Source organism: Paracoccus shandongensis, assembly GCF_017315735.1.
Classification (GTDB): domain Bacteria; phylum Pseudomonadota; class Alphaproteobacteria; order Rhodobacterales; family Rhodobacteraceae; genus Paracoccus; species Paracoccus shandongensis.
The window spans coordinates 30,737-49,659 of the sequence record NZ_JAFLRK010000009.1; the positions used below are offsets into that span (position 1 = coordinate 30,737).

General features: G+C 68.8%; 18 protein-coding genes. 15 read left to right on the top strand and 3 right to left on the bottom strand.

The genetic code is table 11. The features are described from left to right. Positions 1–76: 76 nt before the first annotated feature. A complete protein-coding gene (topA, locus tag JX613_RS08390) occupies positions 77–2,755 on the top strand; it encodes a type I DNA topoisomerase (protein WP_207101013.1) in 2,679 nt (892 codons plus the stop codon). On the opposite strand, the gene JX613_RS08395 is transcribed toward topA, so the two are convergent. Further along, entirely contained in the window at positions 2,752–3,462 is a 711-nt protein-coding gene (locus JX613_RS08395; protein ID WP_207101014.1) for a prephenate dehydrogenase/arogenate dehydrogenase family protein, read from the bottom strand. The two genes, topA and JX613_RS08395, sit on opposite strands and share 4 nt — an antisense overlap. A 243-nt stretch (positions 3,463–3,705) precedes the next feature. On the opposite strand from JX613_RS08395, the gene JX613_RS08400 reads away from it, so the two are divergent. The 14 genes from JX613_RS08400 to folD all read left to right on the top strand — a co-directional run bounded on the left by JX613_RS08400 (position 3,706) and on the right by folD (position 16,675). Beyond that, on the top strand, positions 3,706–4,410 hold the full coding sequence (locus tag JX613_RS08400; protein ID WP_207101015.1) for a CoA transferase subunit A: 705 nt from the start codon (positions 3,706–3,708) through the stop codon (positions 4,408–4,410). Continuing rightward, the gene (locus JX613_RS08405; protein ID WP_207101016.1) at positions 4,410–5,036 is read left to right on the top strand and encodes a CoA transferase subunit B; all 627 of its coding nucleotides are present in this window, start codon (positions 4,410–4,412) and stop codon (positions 5,034–5,036) included. Before JX613_RS08400 ends, JX613_RS08405 begins: the two co-directional genes overlap by 1 nt. A gap of 156 nt (positions 5,037–5,192) precedes the next feature. Then, positions 5,193–5,768, top strand: coding sequence for a hypothetical protein (locus JX613_RS08410; protein ID WP_207101017.1), 576 nt, complete (start codon positions 5,193–5,195; stop codon positions 5,766–5,768). Continuing rightward, positions 5,765–6,178, top strand: a complete 414-nt coding sequence (gene ybgC, locus JX613_RS08415) for a tol-pal system-associated acyl-CoA thioesterase (protein ID WP_207101018.1) — start codon at positions 5,765–5,767, stop codon at positions 6,176–6,178. Before JX613_RS08410 ends, ybgC begins: the two co-directional genes overlap by 4 nt. A gap of 116 nt (positions 6,179–6,294) precedes the next feature. Beyond that, a complete protein-coding gene (tolQ, locus tag JX613_RS08420; RefSeq protein WP_167623371.1) occupies positions 6,295–6,987 on the top strand; it encodes a protein TolQ in 693 nt (230 codons plus the stop codon). 1 nt (position 6,988) lies between these two features. Continuing rightward, the gene (locus JX613_RS08425; protein ID WP_207101019.1) at positions 6,989–7,444 is read left to right on the top strand and encodes an ExbD/TolR family protein; all 456 of its coding nucleotides are present in this window, start codon (positions 6,989–6,991) and stop codon (positions 7,442–7,444) included. Positions 7,445–7,448: 4 nt separating this feature from the next. Next, positions 7,449–9,392, top strand: coding sequence for a protein TolA (locus tag JX613_RS08430; RefSeq protein ID WP_207101020.1), 1,944 nt, complete (start codon positions 7,449–7,451; stop codon positions 9,390–9,392). 44 nt (positions 9,393–9,436) lie between these two features. Continuing rightward, the gene (gene tolB / locus JX613_RS08435; RefSeq protein ID WP_207101077.1) at positions 9,437–10,750 is read left to right on the top strand and encodes a Tol-Pal system beta propeller repeat protein TolB; all 1,314 of its coding nucleotides are present in this window, start codon (positions 9,437–9,439) and stop codon (positions 10,748–10,750) included. Positions 10,751–10,775: 25 nt separating this feature from the next. Next, positions 10,776–11,315, top strand: coding sequence for a peptidoglycan-associated lipoprotein Pal (pal, locus tag JX613_RS08440; RefSeq protein ID WP_207101021.1), 540 nt, complete (start codon positions 10,776–10,778; stop codon positions 11,313–11,315). Then, entirely contained in the window at positions 11,312–12,202 is an 891-nt protein-coding gene (locus JX613_RS08445; RefSeq protein WP_207101022.1) for a tol-pal system YbgF family protein, read from the top strand. The genes pal and JX613_RS08445 overlap by 4 nt, the downstream gene beginning before the upstream one ends. A 5-nt stretch (positions 12,203–12,207) precedes the next feature. Next, positions 12,208–13,443: a tRNA lysidine(34) synthetase TilS gene (gene tilS / locus JX613_RS08450; protein WP_207101023.1), complete on the top strand. Its 1,236-nt coding sequence runs from the start codon at positions 12,208–12,210 to the stop codon at positions 13,441–13,443. Between the two features lie 57 nt (positions 13,444–13,500). After that, positions 13,501–15,390: an ATP-dependent zinc metalloprotease FtsH gene (gene ftsH / locus JX613_RS08455; RefSeq protein WP_207101024.1), complete on the top strand. Its 1,890-nt coding sequence runs from the start codon at positions 13,501–13,503 to the stop codon at positions 15,388–15,390. 95 nt (positions 15,391–15,485) lie between these two features. Next, entirely contained in the window at positions 15,486–15,785 is a 300-nt protein-coding gene (locus JX613_RS08460) for a chorismate mutase (RefSeq protein WP_207101025.1), read from the top strand. Between the two features lie 14 nt (positions 15,786–15,799). Beyond that, positions 15,800–16,675, top strand: a complete 876-nt coding sequence (gene folD / locus JX613_RS08465; protein ID WP_207101026.1) for a bifunctional methylenetetrahydrofolate dehydrogenase/methenyltetrahydrofolate cyclohydrolase FolD — start codon at positions 15,800–15,802, stop codon at positions 16,673–16,675. A 314-nt stretch (positions 16,676–16,989) separates the two neighbouring features. On the opposite strand, the gene ruvB is transcribed toward folD, so the two are convergent. Further along, entirely contained in the window at positions 16,990–18,021 is a 1,032-nt protein-coding gene (gene ruvB / locus JX613_RS08470) for a Holliday junction branch migration DNA helicase RuvB (protein ID WP_207101027.1), read from the bottom strand. Beyond that, complete coding sequence (htpX, locus tag JX613_RS08475) at positions 18,018–18,914, bottom strand: zinc metalloprotease HtpX (RefSeq protein ID WP_207101028.1); 897 nt, start codon at positions 18,912–18,914, stop codon at positions 18,018–18,020. The genes ruvB and htpX overlap by 4 nt, the downstream gene beginning before the upstream one ends. Positions 18,915–18,923: the final 9 nt, after the last annotated feature.

Sequence of the window (18,923 nt, forward strand, 5' to 3'; positions counted from 1 at the left end):
ATTTCGCCCGGTTGACACTGGCAGGGACCGCACCCATGTTGCCGCCCCATCGCAAGGTCTGCGCCCCGAGGTAAGAATGCCAGTCGTCGTTGTCGAATCCCCGGCCAAGGCCAAGACCATCGAGAAATACCTCGGCGGCGATTATCGCGTTCTGGCAAGCTTCGGCCATGTCCGCGACCTGCCCCCCAAGGACGGCAGCGTCGATCCGAACGACGATTTCGCCATGAAATGGGAAGTCGCGGCTGACAGCAGGAAGCACCTCAAGGCCATCAAGGACGCCCTGAAGGACGACCAGACCCTGATCCTCGCCACCGACCCCGATCGCGAGGGCGAGGCGATTTCCTGGCACCTGCTGGAGGCGCTGTCCCCTGCCCTGAAGAAGGGCGCCGGGGTCAGCCGCGTCACCTTCAACGCCATCACCAAGGCCGCCGTGACCGAGGCGATGGCCCATCCCCGCCAGATCGACCAGCCGCTGGTCGATGCCTATCTGGCGCGCCGCGCGCTGGATTACCTGGTGGGCTTCAACCTGTCGCCGGTGCTGTGGCGCAAGCTGCCGGGCGCGAAATCGGCGGGCCGGGTGCAGTCCGTCTGCCTGCGCCTGATCGTGGACCGCGAAATGGAGATCGAGGCCTTCAAGGCCCGCGAATACTGGTCGGTCCATGCGCGCCTGGCGACGCCGGGCGGCGCGGAATACGACGCCACGCTGGTGTCGCTGGCGGGGTCCAAGCTGGACCGCTTCGACCTGCCCAGTGCCGAAAAGGCCGCGATGGCCGTCAGCGCGGTGGCCAGCCGCGATCTGAAGGTCACTTCGGTCGCAGCCAAGCCCGCGACCCGGAACCCCTGGCCGCCCTTCATGACCTCGACCCTGCAACAGGAGGCGTCGCGCAAGCTGGGCATGGGCGCCAAGGCCTGCATGTCGGCGGCGCAGCGGCTGTATGAGGCGGGGCTGATCACCTATATGCGGACCGACGGCATCGACATGGCGCCCGAGGCGGTCCATGCCGCCCGCGACGCGATCCGCGCCAAGTTCGGCGAGAACTACGTGCCGAAAAGCCCGCGCATGTACAAGAACAAGGCCAAGAACGCGCAGGAAGCCCACGAATGCATCCGCCCGACCGACATGATGCTGTCGCCGGACCGGCTGAAGGTCACGGCGGAGGACCAGCGCAAGCTTTATGACCTGATCTGGAAGCGCACGATCGCCAGCCAAATGGAAGCCGCCCGGATGGAGCGCACCACGGTGGACATCGCCAGCCCGGACAACCAGGTCGGCCTGCGCGCCACGGGCCAGGTGATGCTGTTCGACGGCTTCCTGCGCGTCTATGACCAGGGCCGCGACGACGAGGATGGCGAGGACAGCGCCCGCCTGCCCGCGATCAAGGAAGGCGAGGCCGCGAAGCTGGTGGGCCAAGCCTTCCTGTCCGACTATCAAAAGGCATCGGCAACCGAGGATGCGCTGATCGAGACAGCCTCGGCCGGGCAGCTTGTGGCGGAGGGCTTCATCGCCGATGAAACCGCCGCCGTGGCCGCCCGCCAGCATTTCACCCAGCCGCCCCCCCGCTATACCGAGGCCACGCTGGTCAAGCGGATGGAGGAGCTGGGCATCGGCCGCCCCTCCACCTATGCCAGCATCGTCACCACGATCCAGGACCGCGAATATGTCCGCAAGGACAAGAACAGGCTGATCCCCGAGGACAAGGGGCGTCTGGTCACGATCTTCCTGACCAAGTATTTCCCGCGCTATGTCAGCTATGACTTCACGGCGGATCTGGAAAACGAACTGGACGAGATCAGCGCGGGCGACCTGGTCTGGCGCGAGGTTCTGGCGCGGTTCTGGAAAGATTTTTCAAAGGCGCTGGAAGGCACGTCCGAACTGCGCATCACCGAGGTTCTGGACGCCATCGACGAGGCGCTGGCGCCGCACCTGTATCCCCCGCGCGCCGATGGCGGCGATCCGCGCGAATGCCCGCTTTGCGGCAAGGGGCGGCTGAACCTCAAGACCGCGCGGTCGGGCGGGGCCTTCATCGGCTGCACGAACTATCCCGAATGCCGCTACACGCGCCCGATTTCCGCCCCCGACGGCGAGGAGGCCGTGGGCGACCGCATCCTGGGCGAGGATAACGGCGATCCGATCAGCCTCAAGACCGGGCGCTTCGGCCCCTATGTCCAGCGGGGCGAAGCCAGCGAGGACAATCCCAAGCCCGCCCGGTCCTCGATTCCCAAGGGCTGGAACCCTGCCACGCTGGATCTGGACCGCGCGGTGCAATTGCTGTCCCTGCCCCGCCCCATCGGCAACCACCCCGAGGATGGCGCGCTGATCGAAGCCGGGATCGGCCGCTTCGGCCCCTATGTGAAGCACGGGTCGAAATACGCGAACCTGCCGGATGTGGAGGAGGTCTTCACTATCGGCATGAACCGCGCGGTCGAGGTTCTGGCCGCCAAGCAGACCCGTGGCCGGGCAGCCGCTGCGGCGCCCCTGCGCGAATTGGGCGACCACCCCGACGGCGGCGCGATCCAGGTGATGAGCGGGCGCTATGGCCCCTATGTCAAATGGGACAAGGTGAACGCCACCCTGCCCCGCGATGTTGCGCCCGAGGATTTGACGATCGAGCAGGCGCTGGAACTGATCGCCGCCAAGGCGGGCAAGTCGCCCGCCAGGAAGAAGGCCGCGCCCAAGGCCAAGGCGGCCGCGAAGAAGCCTGCGGCGAAGAAGGCGCCTGCCAAGAAGGCGGTGAAGAAGGCGGCCGAGGGTTAATCCCCGGCCGCAATCCCCGCCGCTTCCGCCAGGAACCGCTGGCGGACCGCCGCCGCATGGGGGTTCGCCCGCAGGATCGTTGCCAGCAATTCGGGCGAATCGTTCTGGACCATGGCGGCGGCCTCGGCCAGCAGGGTGAAGCTGCGGGTTGCCAGCCGATCAGGCAGGGGACCAAGCCGCGACAGGCTGCGCGCGATCAGGTGGGTCAGGCCCTGGACCACCGCCATGTCGCGGTCGTGCTGGTCGGGGGTGGTGGGGATCACCTGCAAGCCCTGCGCACGCAGGAACGCCGCCAGCAGCCGGTGCGACCGGCCCCGCAGCGGGCACCAGGCGATGCGGTGGCCTGCGACACCGCCCGCCGCGCTGGCGGGGCCGAACAGCGGATGGCTGGCGATGATCTGCACATGATCCGGCAGAAGATCCAGCATCAGCCGCGCCGGTTCGACCTTGACCGAGGCCACGTCGATCACCGTCGCGCCGGGCCGCAGATGCGGGGCGATGGCGTGCAGGACGCTCTCCACCTGGGCCAAGGGCACGGCCAGCACGACGATGTCGGCCAGCGCCGCCCCCGCCGGATCGACCTGCGTCAGGTCGTTCGGCCTGACGCAGGGATCGCAGGCCGACAGCGCCAGATGCGGGCGCAGGTGGCGGGCGATCAGCCGGCCGAAGGCGCCGAAGCCGATGATGGACAGGGTTTGGGGACGCATGGGACGGACCTTCCGGGCTTGCGCAAGGTCGTTGTCCTGTTCCCGTCAACCGCACCCCGCGCGGTTGACATGATGCTGCCCCCGCTATGTCAGCGGGCGGTAATAGGTCGTGAAGACAGCATGGGTTCTCATGCCCTGCTTGTTGGCGGCGCGCGGCGCGAAAGTCAACCATGCTGCACCGCCGCATTGACTTGGCCCCACGCGCAAGCGACAAATCCGCAAGCGTTCATGAGGGGAGGGACAATGAAAAAGGTCTATGCCACGGCAAGCGAGGCCTTGGAGGGCTTGCTGCATGACGGGATGTTCATCGCCGCGGGGGGCTTTGGCCTCTGCGGCATCCCGGAACTGCTGATCGCGGCCATCCGCGACGCGGGCACCAAGGATCTGACGATCGCGTCCAACAACTGCGGCGTCGATGATTTCGGCCTAGGGATCCTGCTGCAGACGCGGCAGATCCGGAAGATGATCTCCTCCTATGTCGGCGAGAACGCCGAGTTCATGCGCCAGTATCTCTCGGGCGAGCTGGAGCTGGAGTTCAACCCGCAAGGGACGCTGGCCGAACGGATGCGCGCGGGCGGCAGCGGCATCCCCGGCTTCTACACCAAGACCGGCGTGGGCACGGTGATTGCCGAGGGCAAGGAGGTCAAGACCTTCGACGGCCAGGACTATATCCTGGAACGCGGCATCGTGGCGGACCTGTCCATCGTCAAGGCCTGGAAGGCCGACGACACCGGCAACCTGGTGTTCCGCAAGACGGCGCGCAACTTCAACCCGCCCGCCGCCATGTGCGGGCGTGTCTGCGTGGCCGAGGTCGAGGAGATCGTTCCGCGGGGCAGCCTGGATCCCGACCACATCCACCTGCCCGGCATCTATGTGCATCGGATCGTGCAGGGACAGCATGAAAAGCGCATCGAACAGCGCACGGTTCGCAAGAAGGAGACTGCGTGATGGCCTGGGACAGGAACCAGATGGCCGCGCGGGCGGCGCAGGAACTGGAAGACGGGATGTATGTGAACCTCGGCATCGGCATCCCGACGCTGGTGGCGAACTATGTGGGCGACAAGGACATCACCCTTCAATCCGAAAATGGGATGCTGGGGATGGGACCGTTCCCGTTCGAGGGCGAGGAAGACCCGGACCTGATCAACGCGGGCAAGCAGACCATCACGGAACTGGACCGCACGGCCTATTTCGACAGCGCGACCAGTTTCGGCATGATCCGGGGCGGCAAGATCGCCGCCGCGATCCTGGGCGCGATGGAGGTGGCCGAGAACGGCGATCTGGCCAACTGGATGATCCCCGGCAAGCTGGTCAAGGGCATGGGCGGCGCGATGGACCTGGTCGCGGGCGTGGGGCGCGTGATCGTGGTCATGGACCACACCAACAAGGCGGGCGAGTCCAAGGTGTTGCGCGAATGCACCCTGCCGCTGACCGGCAAGGGCGTGGTGGACCGCATCATCACCAACCTGGGCGTGCTGGACGTGGTAAAGGGCGGGCTGCGCATCGTCGAGACCGCCGAGGGCGTGACCGAGGACGAGCTGCGCGCGGCGACCGAGGCGACAATCGTTTCGTGAACCGTCGCGCAGGGTGGACATGTCGGCGGGGGCCTTGCCCTCCGTCGCCGTTCCGGCGGGCCTACCGGCCCCTTCTCGACTGAAAAAGGTCTACTGGACCTTTTTCCGGGCGTCTCGAAGCCCCCAGGATATTTGGGCCAACGTGAAAGGCTGGGCATGACCGCAGACCAGATCGCCACGCTGTTCACCCGCGCCGACGGGACGTTTCTTTGTGCCCGCTGGGGGCGTCCGGTGGCGCCGGTCATCTTTGGCCTGGCGGACGAAAGCCTGGACATCTTTCGCGGCGCGATCCGGGCGGGTTTCGCCCATGCCCGGCATCCCCTGGCCGAGACCGACCCGGACATGGGCGCGAACCTGATGCTGTTCTTCGTGCGCGACTGGCCGGATCTGGCGGACATTCCCGACCTGGACCGGCTGACCGATGCGCCCGGCCTGCCCGACCGGCTGGCCCGCACTGAGGCCGATCAATACCGCATGTTCCGCTTTGACGCGGATGGCGGCATCCGCGCCTGTCTGGGCTTTCTGCGCATGGGGGGCCGTCTGGCCGACAGCCACCCGGGGCATCTGGCCGAGGCGCTGTTCATGCGCTGCGCCCTCACCTTCGCGCAGGACATCGTGCCCTCGCCCGCCATGGCGGCGCTGATCCGGGCGGCTTATGATCCGGTCCTGCCGGTGGCGGCCACGGACCCGGTTCATGCGATGCGGCTGGCCGCGCGGATGGGGGACGCATGACGCATCAGCTTTCGGTCCGCGTTTATTATGAAGACACCGACCTTGCCGGGATAGTTTATTACGCCAACTATCTGAAATTCATCGAGCGCGGCCGGTCGGAATGGCTGCGCGCGCTTGGCATCGACCAGGTGGCGCTGAAGCAGGACAGCGGCCATGTCTTCGCCGTCCGCCGGCTGGAGGCCGATTACCTGCGCCCCGCCCGCTTCGACGACCTGCTGATGGTGGAAACGGCGCTGTCGCAAGTCACGGCCGCGCGGATCGTGGTGGACCAGACCGTGCGGCGCGGCGATGCGGTGCTGTTTGCGGCGCGCGTGACGCTGGCCTGCCTTGACGGCGCGGGACGGGCGGTCCGGTTGCCCGCGGCCCTTGCCGCCATTCTGTCACACCGCCCGGATATTGCTGAAAAGTGACGGTATTGTGTTGCGGCAAGGGGCTGCAACCTGTGCCAGGAAGGCGCTAGAAGGCCTGCAAACCGGCCGGACCTTCGGCCGGGTCCGTGATGGATCACGACGAAAAGGCAGAAACGATGGAACCGATCCAGGCCGCGCAGGCCCTTGATTTCTCGCTGATGGCGCTGTTTGCGCGCGCCTCGCTGACGGTGCAGGTGGTGATGGTGCTGCTGATCGTCGCCTCGGTCTGGGCATGGGCGATCATCATCCAGAAGTTCCTGGCCTTTGCCAAGGCCCGCAAGGAAGCCGCCCGTTTCGACCGCGCCTTCTGGTCCGGGGAACCGCTGGACGACCTGTATGACCGGCTGGGCGACCGCCCCTCGGGCGCGTCCGAACGCATCTTCGCGGCGGGCATGACCGAATGGCGGCGCAGCCACCGCGACGACGGCGGGCTGATCCCGGGCGGCCCGGCCCGCATCGACCGGGCCATGAACGTGGCCATCCAGCGCGAGGAATCGCGCCTGTTCCGGGGCCTGTCCTTCCTGGCGACCGTGGGGTCCACCGCGCCCTTCATCGGGCTGTTCGGCACCGTCTGGGGCATCAAGACCGCCTTCGAGGGCATCGCCATGTCCCAGGACACCAGCCTGGCCGTCGTCGCCCCCGGCATTGCCGAGGCGCTGCTGGCGACCGCCCTGGGCCTGCTGGCCGCGATCCCGGCGGTGGTCTTCTACAACAAGCTGTCGGGCGATGCCGAGCGCGTGACCGGCAACTGGGAGGCTTTCGCCGACGAGTTCTCGACCCTGCTGTCGCGCCAGATGGACGAGGCGTAAGATGTCCGCCGCCGTCGTCAAGCGGGTCAGCCGCAAGGGCCGGGGCCGCCGCCGCAACGCGCCGATGTCCGAAATCAACGTCACGCCCTTCGTGGACGTGATGCTGGTGCTGCTGGTTATCTTCATGGTGGCCGCGCCCCTGATGACGGCGGGCGTGCCCCTGAACCTGCCGCAGACCGCCGCCACCGCCATGCCCACCGAGCCCGAGGAACCGCTGGTCATCTCGATCCCCGCCAATGGCGACGTGACGCTGATGGATGCGCCGGTGGCGCAGGACCAGATCGTCACGCGGTTGCGCGAAATCTTGGCGGATCGGCAAAGCCAGCGGGTGTTCCTGCGCGCGGACGGGGCGATCCCCTATGCCCGCGTGGTGCAGGTGATGGGGGCGCTGAACGCGGCGGGGCTGAGCGACATCGTGCTGGTGACGGATACCGGCGGTCCCCGGATGGACGGATAGGACGATGGAGGACCGCGAGGGCCGCATCGGCTGGTGGGTTTCGGGAACGGCGCATGGGGCGCTGATCCTGTGGGCGATCCTGGGCGGGGTGTTTTTCCGCCCGCAGCCCTCGACGCCCCTGCGCACGACCGAGGTGGCGACCATCAGCGGGGCCGAGTTCGAGGCGCTTGCGGCGGCTTCGCGCGGGGCGGGGCCGGTCGGGCGCGATGCGACGGCCGTGGCGGCCATGCCCGCCCCTGCGGCGGATGGGGATGCCGCGCAGGCGCCCGCTGCCGCCAGCCCCCCTGATGCCGAAGATGCCGCGCAGGATCTGGCGCAACCTGACCGGCCCGAGGCGCGGCCGGACCTGTCCGATTTCGCGCGCCCCGATCAGGTCGCGGTCACGACCGACCTTGGCGCCCCTGCCGAAAACCAGGTTGCGGACGACGCGGCGCCTTTGCCGCCTGCGGATGGCGGCCTGCCGGCGGCCGATGCGCAGCCCGCGCGCCCCGAAGCGCCGTCCGCCGATGTGTCCGCCGCGCCCCGGTCCGAACTGGCGCTGGATCGGTCCGCCCTGCCCCGGCTGCGTCCCGAGGGTCTGGTCGAACAGCGCAACGCCCGCCTGGCCCGGCAAGAGGCCGAGCGCCAGGCAGCGGCAGAGGCCGCGCGCGCCGCCAAGGAAGCAGCGGCTGCCGCAGCCGAGGCCGAGGAGCGCCGCCTGACCGCCGAGCGCGAGGCCGCCGAGGAAGCCCGCCGGGCCGAACGGGCGGCGGCGGAGGAAGCCGAGCGCCAGGCCGAGGCAGAGCGTCAGGCTGAAGAAGAACGTCAGGCCGAGGCGGAACGGCAGGAAGCCGAGGAGCGGCGCGAGGCTGCGGCACGCCGCGAAGCCGCCGAACGCGAGGCCGAGGAGCGTCGGGAAGCCGAGGCCCGGGCCGAGGAAGAGCGCAGGGCGGCAGAGGCCGAGCGCCGCGCCGAAGCAGAGCGCCGCGCCGCCGCCGAACGGAAAGCCGAGGAAGCGGCGCAACGCGAGCGTGCCGAGGCAGAGCGCCGCGAGGCCGAGGCGCGGGACGCCGAGCGCCGGGCCGAGGAAGAACGCCGAGCCAAGGCTGAACGGCAGGCCGAAGAAGAACGGCAGGCAGCCGAAGCTGAACGCAAGGCCGATGAAGAGCGCCGCGCTGCCGAAGCAGAGCGCAAGGCCGAGGAAGAACGCCGCGCCGCCGAGGCTGAACGCAAGGCCGAGGAGGAGCGCAGGGCTGCCGCCGAACGCAAGGCCGAGGAGGAACGCCGCGCGGCAGCCGAGCGGGAGGCAGCCGAACGCGAAGCCGCCGCAGCGGAGGCCGCGCGCCAGCAGGCGCTGGAAGACGCGTTGCGCGATGCGCAGGACGGCAGCGCCGGGGCCGAGGGCACGGATACGGCCTCGACCGGCGATGCCCAAGGCGGCAACAGCCAGATGATCGAGGGGGGCGCAGGCGCCTCGGCCGCGCAGGATCCGCTGGCGGCGGCGCTGGCGGGGGCCATGTCGGGCGGCGGCGCGGCGGACGGCCAGCCGGACGGGGGCCTTGCCGAACCCATGCAGCTTGCCCCTTCGCCCCTCCGTCCCCTGCCGCCGGAAGGGGGCATCGACATGTCCAGCCTGTCGCGGGCCGAACCGCTGTCCCTGGCCGAAAAGGACGCCTTCCGCGCAGCCCTGCGCCAGTGCTGGAACGAGGGCGCGCTGTCGGTCGAGGCGCGGCAGATGTCGGTCTCGGTCGGGTTCAGCATGACCGCCGATGGCAGGCCCATCGAGGCGAGCCTGCGGATCGCCGATTACCGGGGCGGCTCGGAAACCGGCGCCCGGCACGCTTTCGAGGTCGCGCGGCGGGCGATCATGATGTGCGGCGGCGCGGGCTTTCCCCTGCCCATGGACAAATACAGCCGTTGGCGCGATGTCGTGGTCGAGTTTCGCCCCGGCGGGATCGGATTTGACTGACGCCGGATCCCCTCCGGCCTTGTCGCAGGAATGATGAGGATATGATGCTTCGGACGCTGACCGTGACCCTGTCGATGGCCCTGGCCGCCGCGTTGCCCGCCCTGCCCGTCCTGGCGCAGGACGGCCCGCTGAAGATCGAGATCACCGATGGCGTGACCGAACCCATGGCCATCGCCATTCCCCCCTTTCACGGCGACGCGGCGGTGGCCCAGAAGATCCGCGGCGTGGTGGCCGCCGACCTGACCGGCACCGGCCTGTTCCGCGAAATCGCCGCCAACGCGGCGACAGCACCCGGCAGCTTTGGCGAGGCCATCGCCTATGAGGACTGGCGGGCGGTCAGCGCGCAGGCGCTTGTTTCGGCCGAGGTGACGCAGGCGGGCGATGCGATCAGCGTCAAGTTCCGGCTGTATGATGTCTATGCAGGCCAGGCGCAGGGCGACGGGATGCAGTTCGACGCCCGCGCCGGCGACTGGCGCCGCGCGGCCCACAAGATCGCCGACCAGATCTATGCCCGCCTGACCGGGGAACAGCCCTATTTCGACAGCCGCGTGGCTTTTGTCCAGGAAACCGGGCCCAAGGACGCGCGGATCAAGCGCATCGGCGTGATGGATTACGACGGGCAGAACATCCTGTGGATGACCGACAGCGCGTCCCTGGTGCTGGCCCCGCAGTTTTCGCGCGACGGGCGGCGGCTGGTTTATACCAGCTTCGACAGCGGCTTCCCGCAGATCCGGGTAATGGAGGTGGCGACCGTCACGTCCCGCGCGATGACGCAGGACGCCAACAGCATGGCCTTTTCGCCCCGCTTCAGCCCCGACGGGCGCTGGATCGCCTATTCCCGCGAACAGGGCGGCAACACGGATATCTGGCTGATGGATGCGGCCTCGGGCGCGCAGCGGCCCCTGGTGCAGTCGCCCGCCATCGACACCGCGCCCAGCTTCAGCCCGGACGGGCAGCGGATCGTGTTCGAATCCGACCGCTCGGGCAGTCCGCAGCTTTATGTCGTGGGCGTGGGCGGGGGCGAGCCTGCGCGCATCAGCTTTGGCGATGGGCGCTATGGATCGCCTGCCTGGTCGCCCAAGGGCGACCTGATCGCCTTTGCCAAGCAGGTGGACGAACGCTTCCACATTGCCACCATGCGCACCGACGGGTCCGCCGAAAAGACCCTGACCGAATCTTTCCTTGACGAGTCCCCGACCTGGGCCCCCAATGGCCGCGTGGTGATGTTCACGCGGGTGACGCCGGGCGGGAATGGCCAGCCGCGCCTGCATTCGGTGGACATCACCGGACGCAATATGCGACCGCTGAGCCTTGACTTTGCCGCCTCGGATCCCTCTTGGGGTCCATTGATGCCCTGAAGCACCGCGCCGGAAGGATAGCCCGATGATCGCCTGGACCAAGCCCGCTGCCGCCGTTCTGCTGCTGACCCTTGCCGCCTGCGCGCAGCCCGCCCCGCCGGTGACGCAGTCCGCCGTGGTCGATCCCTATGCCAGCGCGGGCGGCGGGGCGCTGTACCAGGGCCAGCTGGTGGGCGGCACCCTGGGGGCGGAAGCCACGCCCGAATATTTCAACAATACCGTGGGCAACACCGTGCTGTTCGCCGCCAACCAGACCGCCCTGACCGCCGAGGCGCGGGCAATCCTGGCCCGGCAGGCGCAATGGCTGAACACGCACACGAACTTCAACGCCGTGGTCCAGGGCCATGCCGAGGAAACCGGCACCCGCGAATACAACCTCGCGCTTGGCGCGCGCCGGGCCAGCGCCGTGCAGGAATACCTGATCGCGCAGGGCGTGGGGTCCGACCGGGTGCGCACGCTCAGCTTCGGCAAGGAACGCCCGCGCGAGGTCTGCTCGGACGAGGGGTGCTATGCCAAGAACCGCCGCGCCGTGACGGTGGTCAGTCCCGCCGGGGCCGGGTCGTGATCCTGCGGGCCATCGCCGCTGCCCTTCTGGCCGTGACGGTGGCGCTGCCTGCCGCCGCGCAGGATCCCACGCTGGCCGATCTGCGGGCCGAGCTGACCGATTTGCGCGGCCAGTTGCAGACCCTGCGGTCAGAGCTTGTCGCCTCGGGCGCGGCGGGGTTCCAGGCGGCGGGCGGTGATACGGCCATCGACCGCATGAACGCCATGGAACAGCGGCTGGCCCGGCTGACCGACCGGACCGAGCAGCTGGGGAACCGCATCGACCGGATCGTGGCCGACGGCAGCCGCCGCCTGGCCGACATTGAATTCCGCCTGTGCGAGATGGACGAGGGATGCGACCTGGCCGCCCTGACCATGCAGGATCTGGGGCGCAGCGGCGTTCCCCTTCCGAACCTCGGGCCGGCGGTTCCGCAGGCGGGCGGGGGGTCGAAGCCCGTGGCTGCGGGCGAGCAGGCCGATTTCGACGCCGCCCAGCAGGTCATGGCCAGCGGCGATTTCCGCCGCGCGGCCGCCATGTTCGGGGCGGTGGCAGAAACCCATGCGGGCGGCGCGCTGACCGCCGAGGCGCTGTTCCTGCGCGGCGCGGCGCTGGACAGCGCGGGCGACAGCAAGGGCGCGGCGGCGGCCTGGCTGGAAGGCTTCGCCGCCGCTCCCGATGGACCGCGCGCGGCTGAAAGCCTCTTGGGCCTTGCCCGCGTCATCGCGGACGAGGGCGATCCGACCGCTGCCTGCCTTTACCTGGCCGAAATCCCGGCGCGCTTCCCCGGCACCCCTTTCGCGTCCGAGGCCGAGACGCGGCTGAGCCGCCTGGCCTGCAGCAGCAACGACCTGGGGCTGGCCGCCGAGGGCACGCTGGACCCCGAGGCCGATCTGGCCGAGCCGCAGTAAGGCCGATGACCCGGCCCGCCGCCGATCCCGCCCTCCGCATCCATGCCGCGCTGGATCGGCTGGCCGCCGACATGCCCGCGCTTGGCGTGGCCGTGTCCGGCGGGGGCGATTCGGTCGCGCTGATGCACATGGCGGCGGACTGGGCGCGCGGCCGCAGGATCATGGTGGCCACCGTCGATCACGGGCTGCGTCCCGAAAGCGCGGCCGAGGCGCGGCAGGTGGGCCGTGCCGCCCGGGCGCTTGGCCTGTCCCATGCCACCCTGCTGTGGCAGCGCGGGACCGAGGCCGGGAACCTGATGGCCAGCGCCCGCGACGCCCGGCTGCGGCTGCTGTCAGGCTGGGCGCAACGCAACAACCTGCCCGCCGTTCTTCTGGGCCATACCGCCGATGATCAGGCGGAAACGCTGCTGATGCGGCTGGCGCGGGGATCGGGGATCGACGGGCTGGCATCCATGGCGAAATGGCGCGATGCCTTCGGCACCCGCTGGCTGCGGCCCATGCTGGGCGTCGGACGGCAGGATCTGCGCGACTGGCTGGCGGCGCGCGGGATCGCCTGGACCGACGATCCCAGCAACGAGAACCAGGATTTCGACCGCATCCGCATCCGCAAGGCCATCGCCGCCACGGGGCTGGATGTCGCCGCCCTGGCCCGTGCGGCCAACCACATCGGCGAGGCCCGCGACGCATTGTCGCACTATGCCGCCTATGCCGCCCGCGAGGCGGTGATCCACAACGGCAGCCTGACCCTGCCCCGCCGCCCCTATGGGGACGCCCCGGTCGAGATTCGCCGGCGGCTGATCGTCGCAGCCTGCCGCTGGATCACCGGCGCCGACTATCCGCCGCGCCGCAACACGGTGCTGCACGCGCTCAATGCGATCGCCACGGGCCACCGCGTCACCCTGGACGGCGCCCTGATCGAGCCTGCGGGCGACCGCATCCGCCTGTTCCGCGAAGCCGCCGCCGCCCTGCGCGCGCCTCCCAGCCAGGACGAGACCTGGGACAATCGCTGGAAGATCAGCGGCTTGAAGCCCGGCCAACATGTCGCGGCCCTGGGGATGGGAGAAGTGGCGCGCGTCAAGTGGCGCCTGTCGGGCCTTGGCCGGGACGAGGCCGCCGCCTCGCCCGCCGTGTGGGAAGGGGACCGATTGGTCGCGGCGCCGCTGGTCCGCGCAGCCGCGCCCTATGACCTGCGCCCCCTGCGCGGGGCCGCCGATTTCCACAGGCTGGTGATGGCGCATTGAACACGCGCCGATAATCCCTATTTTCAGGGCAAACCGATACATGCCGGAGGTCCCGCATTGGGCAACGCACGAAACCTCGCCTTCTGGGTCGTCCTGTTTCTGATGATCCTGGCGCTGTTCAATCTGTTCAGCGACGGCGCGACGACGATGAACAGCCGGCAGATCAGCTATTCGGACTTCATCCAACGCGTCGATAACGATCAGGTTTCCGCCGTCACCATCGACGGCGAGGAACTGGCCATCACCGGCACCGACGGCAACCAGTATTCCACCGTCCGTCCCCAGGGCGAGGATATCGCCGACCGCCTGATCGCCAAGAACGTCGATGTGAAGGTCACGCGTCAGCAACAGTCGGGCTTCATGTCCCTGCTGGGCGTCTGGCTGCCCTTCATCCTGCTGATCGGCGTCTGGATCTTCTTCATGAACCGGATGCAGGGCGGCGGCAAAGGCGGGGCCATGGGCTTTGGCAAGTCGCGCGCCAAGCTGCTGACTGAAAAGCACGGCCGCGTGACGTTCGACGACGTGGCGGGCATCGACGAGGCCAAGGAGGAACTGGAGGAAATCGTCGAGTTCCTGCGCAACCCGCAGAAGTTCAGCCGCCTGGGCGGCAAGATCCCGAAAGGCGCGCTGCTGGTCGGCCCTCCGGGCACCGGCAAGACCCTGCTGGCCCGTGCCATCGCCGGTGAGGCGGGCGTGCCCTTCTTCACCATCTCGGGGTCCGACTTCGTGGAGATGTTCGTGGGCGTCGGCGCATCGCGTGTCCGCGACATGTTCGAGCAGGCCAAGAAATCCGCCCCCTGCATCGTCTTCATCGACGAGATCGACGCCGTGGGCCGCGCGCGCGGCGTGGGCATCGGCGGCGGCAACGACGAACGCGAACAGACGCTGAACCAGCTTCTGGTGGAAATGGACGGGTTCGAGGCGAACGAAGGCATCATCATCGTCGCCGCGACCAACCGCCGCGATGTGCTGGACCCCGCCCTGCTGCGCCCCGGCCGCTTCGACCGCCAGATCCATGTCCCGAACCCCGACATCAAGGGCCGCGAGAAGATCCTGTCCGTCCACGCCCGCAAGGTGCCGGTCGGTCCCGACGTTGACCTGCGAATCATCGCGCGCGGCACGCCCGGCTTTTCGGGCGCCGACCTGATGAACCTGGTGAACGAGGCCGCGCTGATGGCCGCCCGCATCGGCCGCCGCTTTGTCAGCATGGAGGATTTCGAGAATGCCAAGGACAAGGTCATGCTGGGCGTCGAACGCCGCAGCATGGTCCTGACGCCCGAGCAGAAGGAAAAGACCGCCTATCACGAGGCCGGTCACGCGGTGGTGGGCCTGAGCCTGCCGAAATGCGATCCCGTCTACAAGGCCACGATCATCCCGCGCGGCGGCGCGTTGGGGATGGTGGTCAGCCTGCCCGAAATGGACCGCCTGAACTTCCACAAGGACGAGGCCAAGCAGAAGCTGGCCATGACCATGGCCGGCAAGGCCGCCGAGATCATCAAGTATGGCGAGGAAGGGGTCAGCAACGGCCCCGCCGGCGACATCCAGCAGGCCAGCCAGCTGGCCCGCGCCATGGTGATGCGGTGGGGCATGTCCGACAAGGTCGGCAACATCGACTATGCCGAGGCGCACGAGGGTTACAACGGCTCGACCGGGGGCTTTTCGATTTCCGCCGCGACCAAGGAGCTGATCGAGCAGGAAGTCCGCGACCTGATCGAGGAAGGCTACCAGACCGCCCGCCGCATCCTGCTGGAAAAGGAGGCCGAGTTCGAGCGGATGGCCCAGGGCCTTCTGGAATACGAGACCCTGACGGGCGAGGAGATCGGCAAGGTGCTGCGGGGCGAACCCTTGGGCGGCGACGACGACACGCCGGGCAGCCTGATCCCGGCGGTCACGGCGATTCCCAAGGCGGGCAAGCCCGCCCCCGGCGGCGATCCCGCCCCGGCATGACGCAAACGAACCCCGGCCCCTGCGCCGGGGTTTCTCTTTGGTCTTGCACAGCCCTGCAGCCCGGTGCATCCCCCTGCCAGCAAACGGAGGGTCCGATGCAGATCGACGACATCTCGGACATGGCGACGCTGCGCGCCCATATCGACGCCCTGGACGAACAGCTTGTGGGCCTGCTGGCGCAGCGCCACGCGCTGATCGCGCAGGCGGCCCGGATCAAGGAACGGACCGGCCTGCCCGCCCGGATCGACGAACGGGTCGAGGAGGTTGTCGCAAATGCAGGCCGCCACGCCGCATCGCGCGGGCTGGATCCCGTGCTGATCCAGGATATCTGGAGGCAACTGGTCGAAGCCGCCATCGCGCAGGAAGACCGCTATCTGAACGGAGACCGCCCGTGACCGCGACAACGCCCATGACCGCCACCCCCATCGACGGCAAGGCCTTCGCCGCCCACCTGCGCGCCCGCATTGCGACCGAGGTGGCGGCGATGAAGGCCCGCGGCATCACCCCCGGCCTGGCCGTGGTGCTGGTGGGCGAGGATCCGGCCAGCCAGGTTTATGTCCGCTCCAAGGGCCGCATGACGCGCGAGGTGGGCATGAACTCCTGGGAACACCGCCTGCCCACTGATGCGCCGCAAGCCGACCTGCTGGCGCTGATCGACCGGCTGAACGCCGACCCCTCGGTCAACGGCATCCTGGTGCAATTGCCCCTGCCCCGCCACATGGACGAATCCGCCGTCATCAACGCCATCGACCCGGCCAAGGACGTGGACGGGTTCCACATCCTGAATGTGGGTCGGCTGGCGACGGGGCAGAAGGCCATGGTCCCCTGCACGCCGCTGGGCTGCCTGATGCTGCTGCGCGACCGCCTGGGCGATCTTGGGGGCAAGAACGCCCTGGTGATCGGGCGCAGCAACATCGTGGGCAAGCCCATGGCCCAGCTTCTGTTGCGCGACAGCGCCACGGTGACGGTGGCCCATTCGCGCACCACGAACCTGCCCGAGTTGTGCCGCCAGGCCGATATCGTGGTCGCCGCGGTGGGCCGGGCGCAGTTCGTGAAGGGCGACTGGATCAAGCCGGGCGCAACGGTGATCGACGTGGGCATCAACCGCACCGACGGCGGCCTTGTCGGCGATGTCGATTTCGACTCCGCCGCCCATGTCGCGGGCGCCATCACCCCGGTTCCGGGCGGCGTTGGCCCGATGACCATCGCCTGCCTTCTGGCGAACACGCTGACCGCGACTGCCCGCGCGAATGGCCTGCCCGATCCTGAAGGGCTGACGCCCTGAGGTAAAGCCGGGGGTTTCACACCCCCGCTGCCTGCCGCACGCGGCAGGCGTTCGCCGCTGAAAAAGGTCCACCGGACCTTTTTCCGGGCGCGGCTCACCCCGTGGGATATTTAAAGTCCAAAGCAGGTTCTTCACGTTTTCTTAAGCATTGGGCAGCATTCTGGCTCCACGGTACAGGCGGGGACGCCGATGACCGTGTCCGAAGCAGGCGCCCCATCCTCTCGCAGGGTGGGGCGTTCTTCGTGCCTGCATTGGACCAAAAATATCCCGGGGGAGTCGCGCATGGCGCGACGGGGGCAGCGCCCCCTGCAACGTCAGCCGTCGAACAGGGTGCCCTGCGAAGGCGCGGTCGGCGCGGCAAGCCCCAGATGCCGCCAAGCCCCCGCCGTCAACTGCCGCCCGCGCGGGGTCCGTGCGACCAGGCCCTGTTGCAGCAGGTAAGGCTCGATCACTTCCTCGATGGCGTCGCGGCTTTCGGACAGGGCGGCGGACAGCGTTTCCACCCCCACCGGCCCGCCGCCGTAATGTTCGGCCATCTGCATCAGGTAACGCCGGTCCGCGCCGTCCAGCCCCATGTCGTCCACGCCAAGGCGCGTCAGCGCGGCGTCGGCGATTTCCCGGGTCAGCCGCCCGTCCCCCTCGACCAAGGCGAAATCCACCACCCGGCGCAGCAAGCGTCCGGCAATGCGGGGCGTGCCGCGCGCGCGGCGGGCGATCTCGCGCGTGCCTTCGGGATCGGCGCTGATGCCCATCAGCCGCGCGCCACGCTGCACGATCAGGTCCAGTTCGGGGATGGTATAGAACTCCAGCCGTGTCGGGATGCCGAAGCGGTCGCGCAGGGGCGTGGTCAGCAGGCCGAGGCGCGTCGTCGCGCCCACCAGCGTGAAGGGCTGCAATTCAATCCGCACGGTGCGCGCGGCGGGGCCTTCGCCGATCACCAGGTCCAGCTCGAAATCCTCCATCGCGGGATAAAGGATCTCCTCGACCGCCGGGTTCATGCGGTGGATCTCGTCGATGAACAGCACGTCGCGCGCTTCCAGGTTCGTCAGGATCGCCGCCAGATCGCCCGCCCGCGCCAGCACGGGGCCCGAGGTCATGCGGAAGTTCACGCCCAGTTCGCGCGCCATGATCTGCGCCAGCGTGGTCTTGCCCAGACCGGGCGGGCCGAAGAACAGCGTGTGGTCCATCGCCTTGCCGCGCATCTTGGCGCTTTCGATGAAGACGCGCAGGTTGGCGCGCGCTTCGGCCTGGCCCACGAATTCGGACAGCATCTGGGGCCGCAGGGCGCGGTCCTCGGAGTCGGTTTCCATCGGCTGGGGGCGCAGGGTCGGGTCGGGCTGGATCATCCGCGGCCCCAGGGTCCGTCGTCGCGCCCGCTGCGCGGTATGGGCGAGACGCGTTCGCGCGCGCCGCCATTCATCGCCATCAGCCGGGCGATGCGATCCTCGGTCGCAGGATGGGTGGCGAACAGGCGGTCCATGCGCAGCCCGTTCAGCGGGTTGATGATGAACATCGACGCCGCCGCAGGATTGCGCTCCGCCGGGATGTTCAGGGTCCGCCCCGCCAGTTGAGAGATCTTCGCAAGCGCCGAGGCCAGCGCCTGCGGCTGGCCGCAGATCTGCGCGCCGGTGGCATCCGCCTCGAATTCCCGCGTGCGCGAGATCGCCATCTGCACCATCATCGCGGCCAGCGGCGCGAAGATCATCGCCAGGATCGCGCCGAAGCCCCCGCCCCGGTCGTCGCGCCCGCCGGTGAACATCATCATGTTGCCCATCATGGCGATGGCCCCGGCCATGGTCGCGGTGACGGTCATGGTCAGCGTGTCGCGGTGCCTGATATGGGCCAGTTCATGCGCGATCACGCCGGCGATCTCGTCCCGCGACAGCGAACGGACCAGCCCCTGCGTCACCGCCACGGCCGAGTTTTCCGGGTTGCGGCCGGTGGCAAAGGCATTGGGCTGTTCGGTGGGCAACAGATAGAGCTTCGGCATCGGCAGGTCCGCGCGCCGCGCCAGTTCCGCCGTCAGCGCGTAAAGATCGCCGCCCTGCTGCGGCGACAGTTCGACCGCCCCTTGCTGGCGCAGGACCATCTTGTCGCTGTTCCACCAGGAAAAGACGTTCATGCCGCCCGCCAGCAGCAGCGCCATCATCGCGCCGCCCTGCCCGCCCGCCATCCAGCCAAGCGCCATGACCAGGGCGGTCATGGCGGCCATCAGCACAAAGACCTTCGCGTTTCCCATCGCGGACCC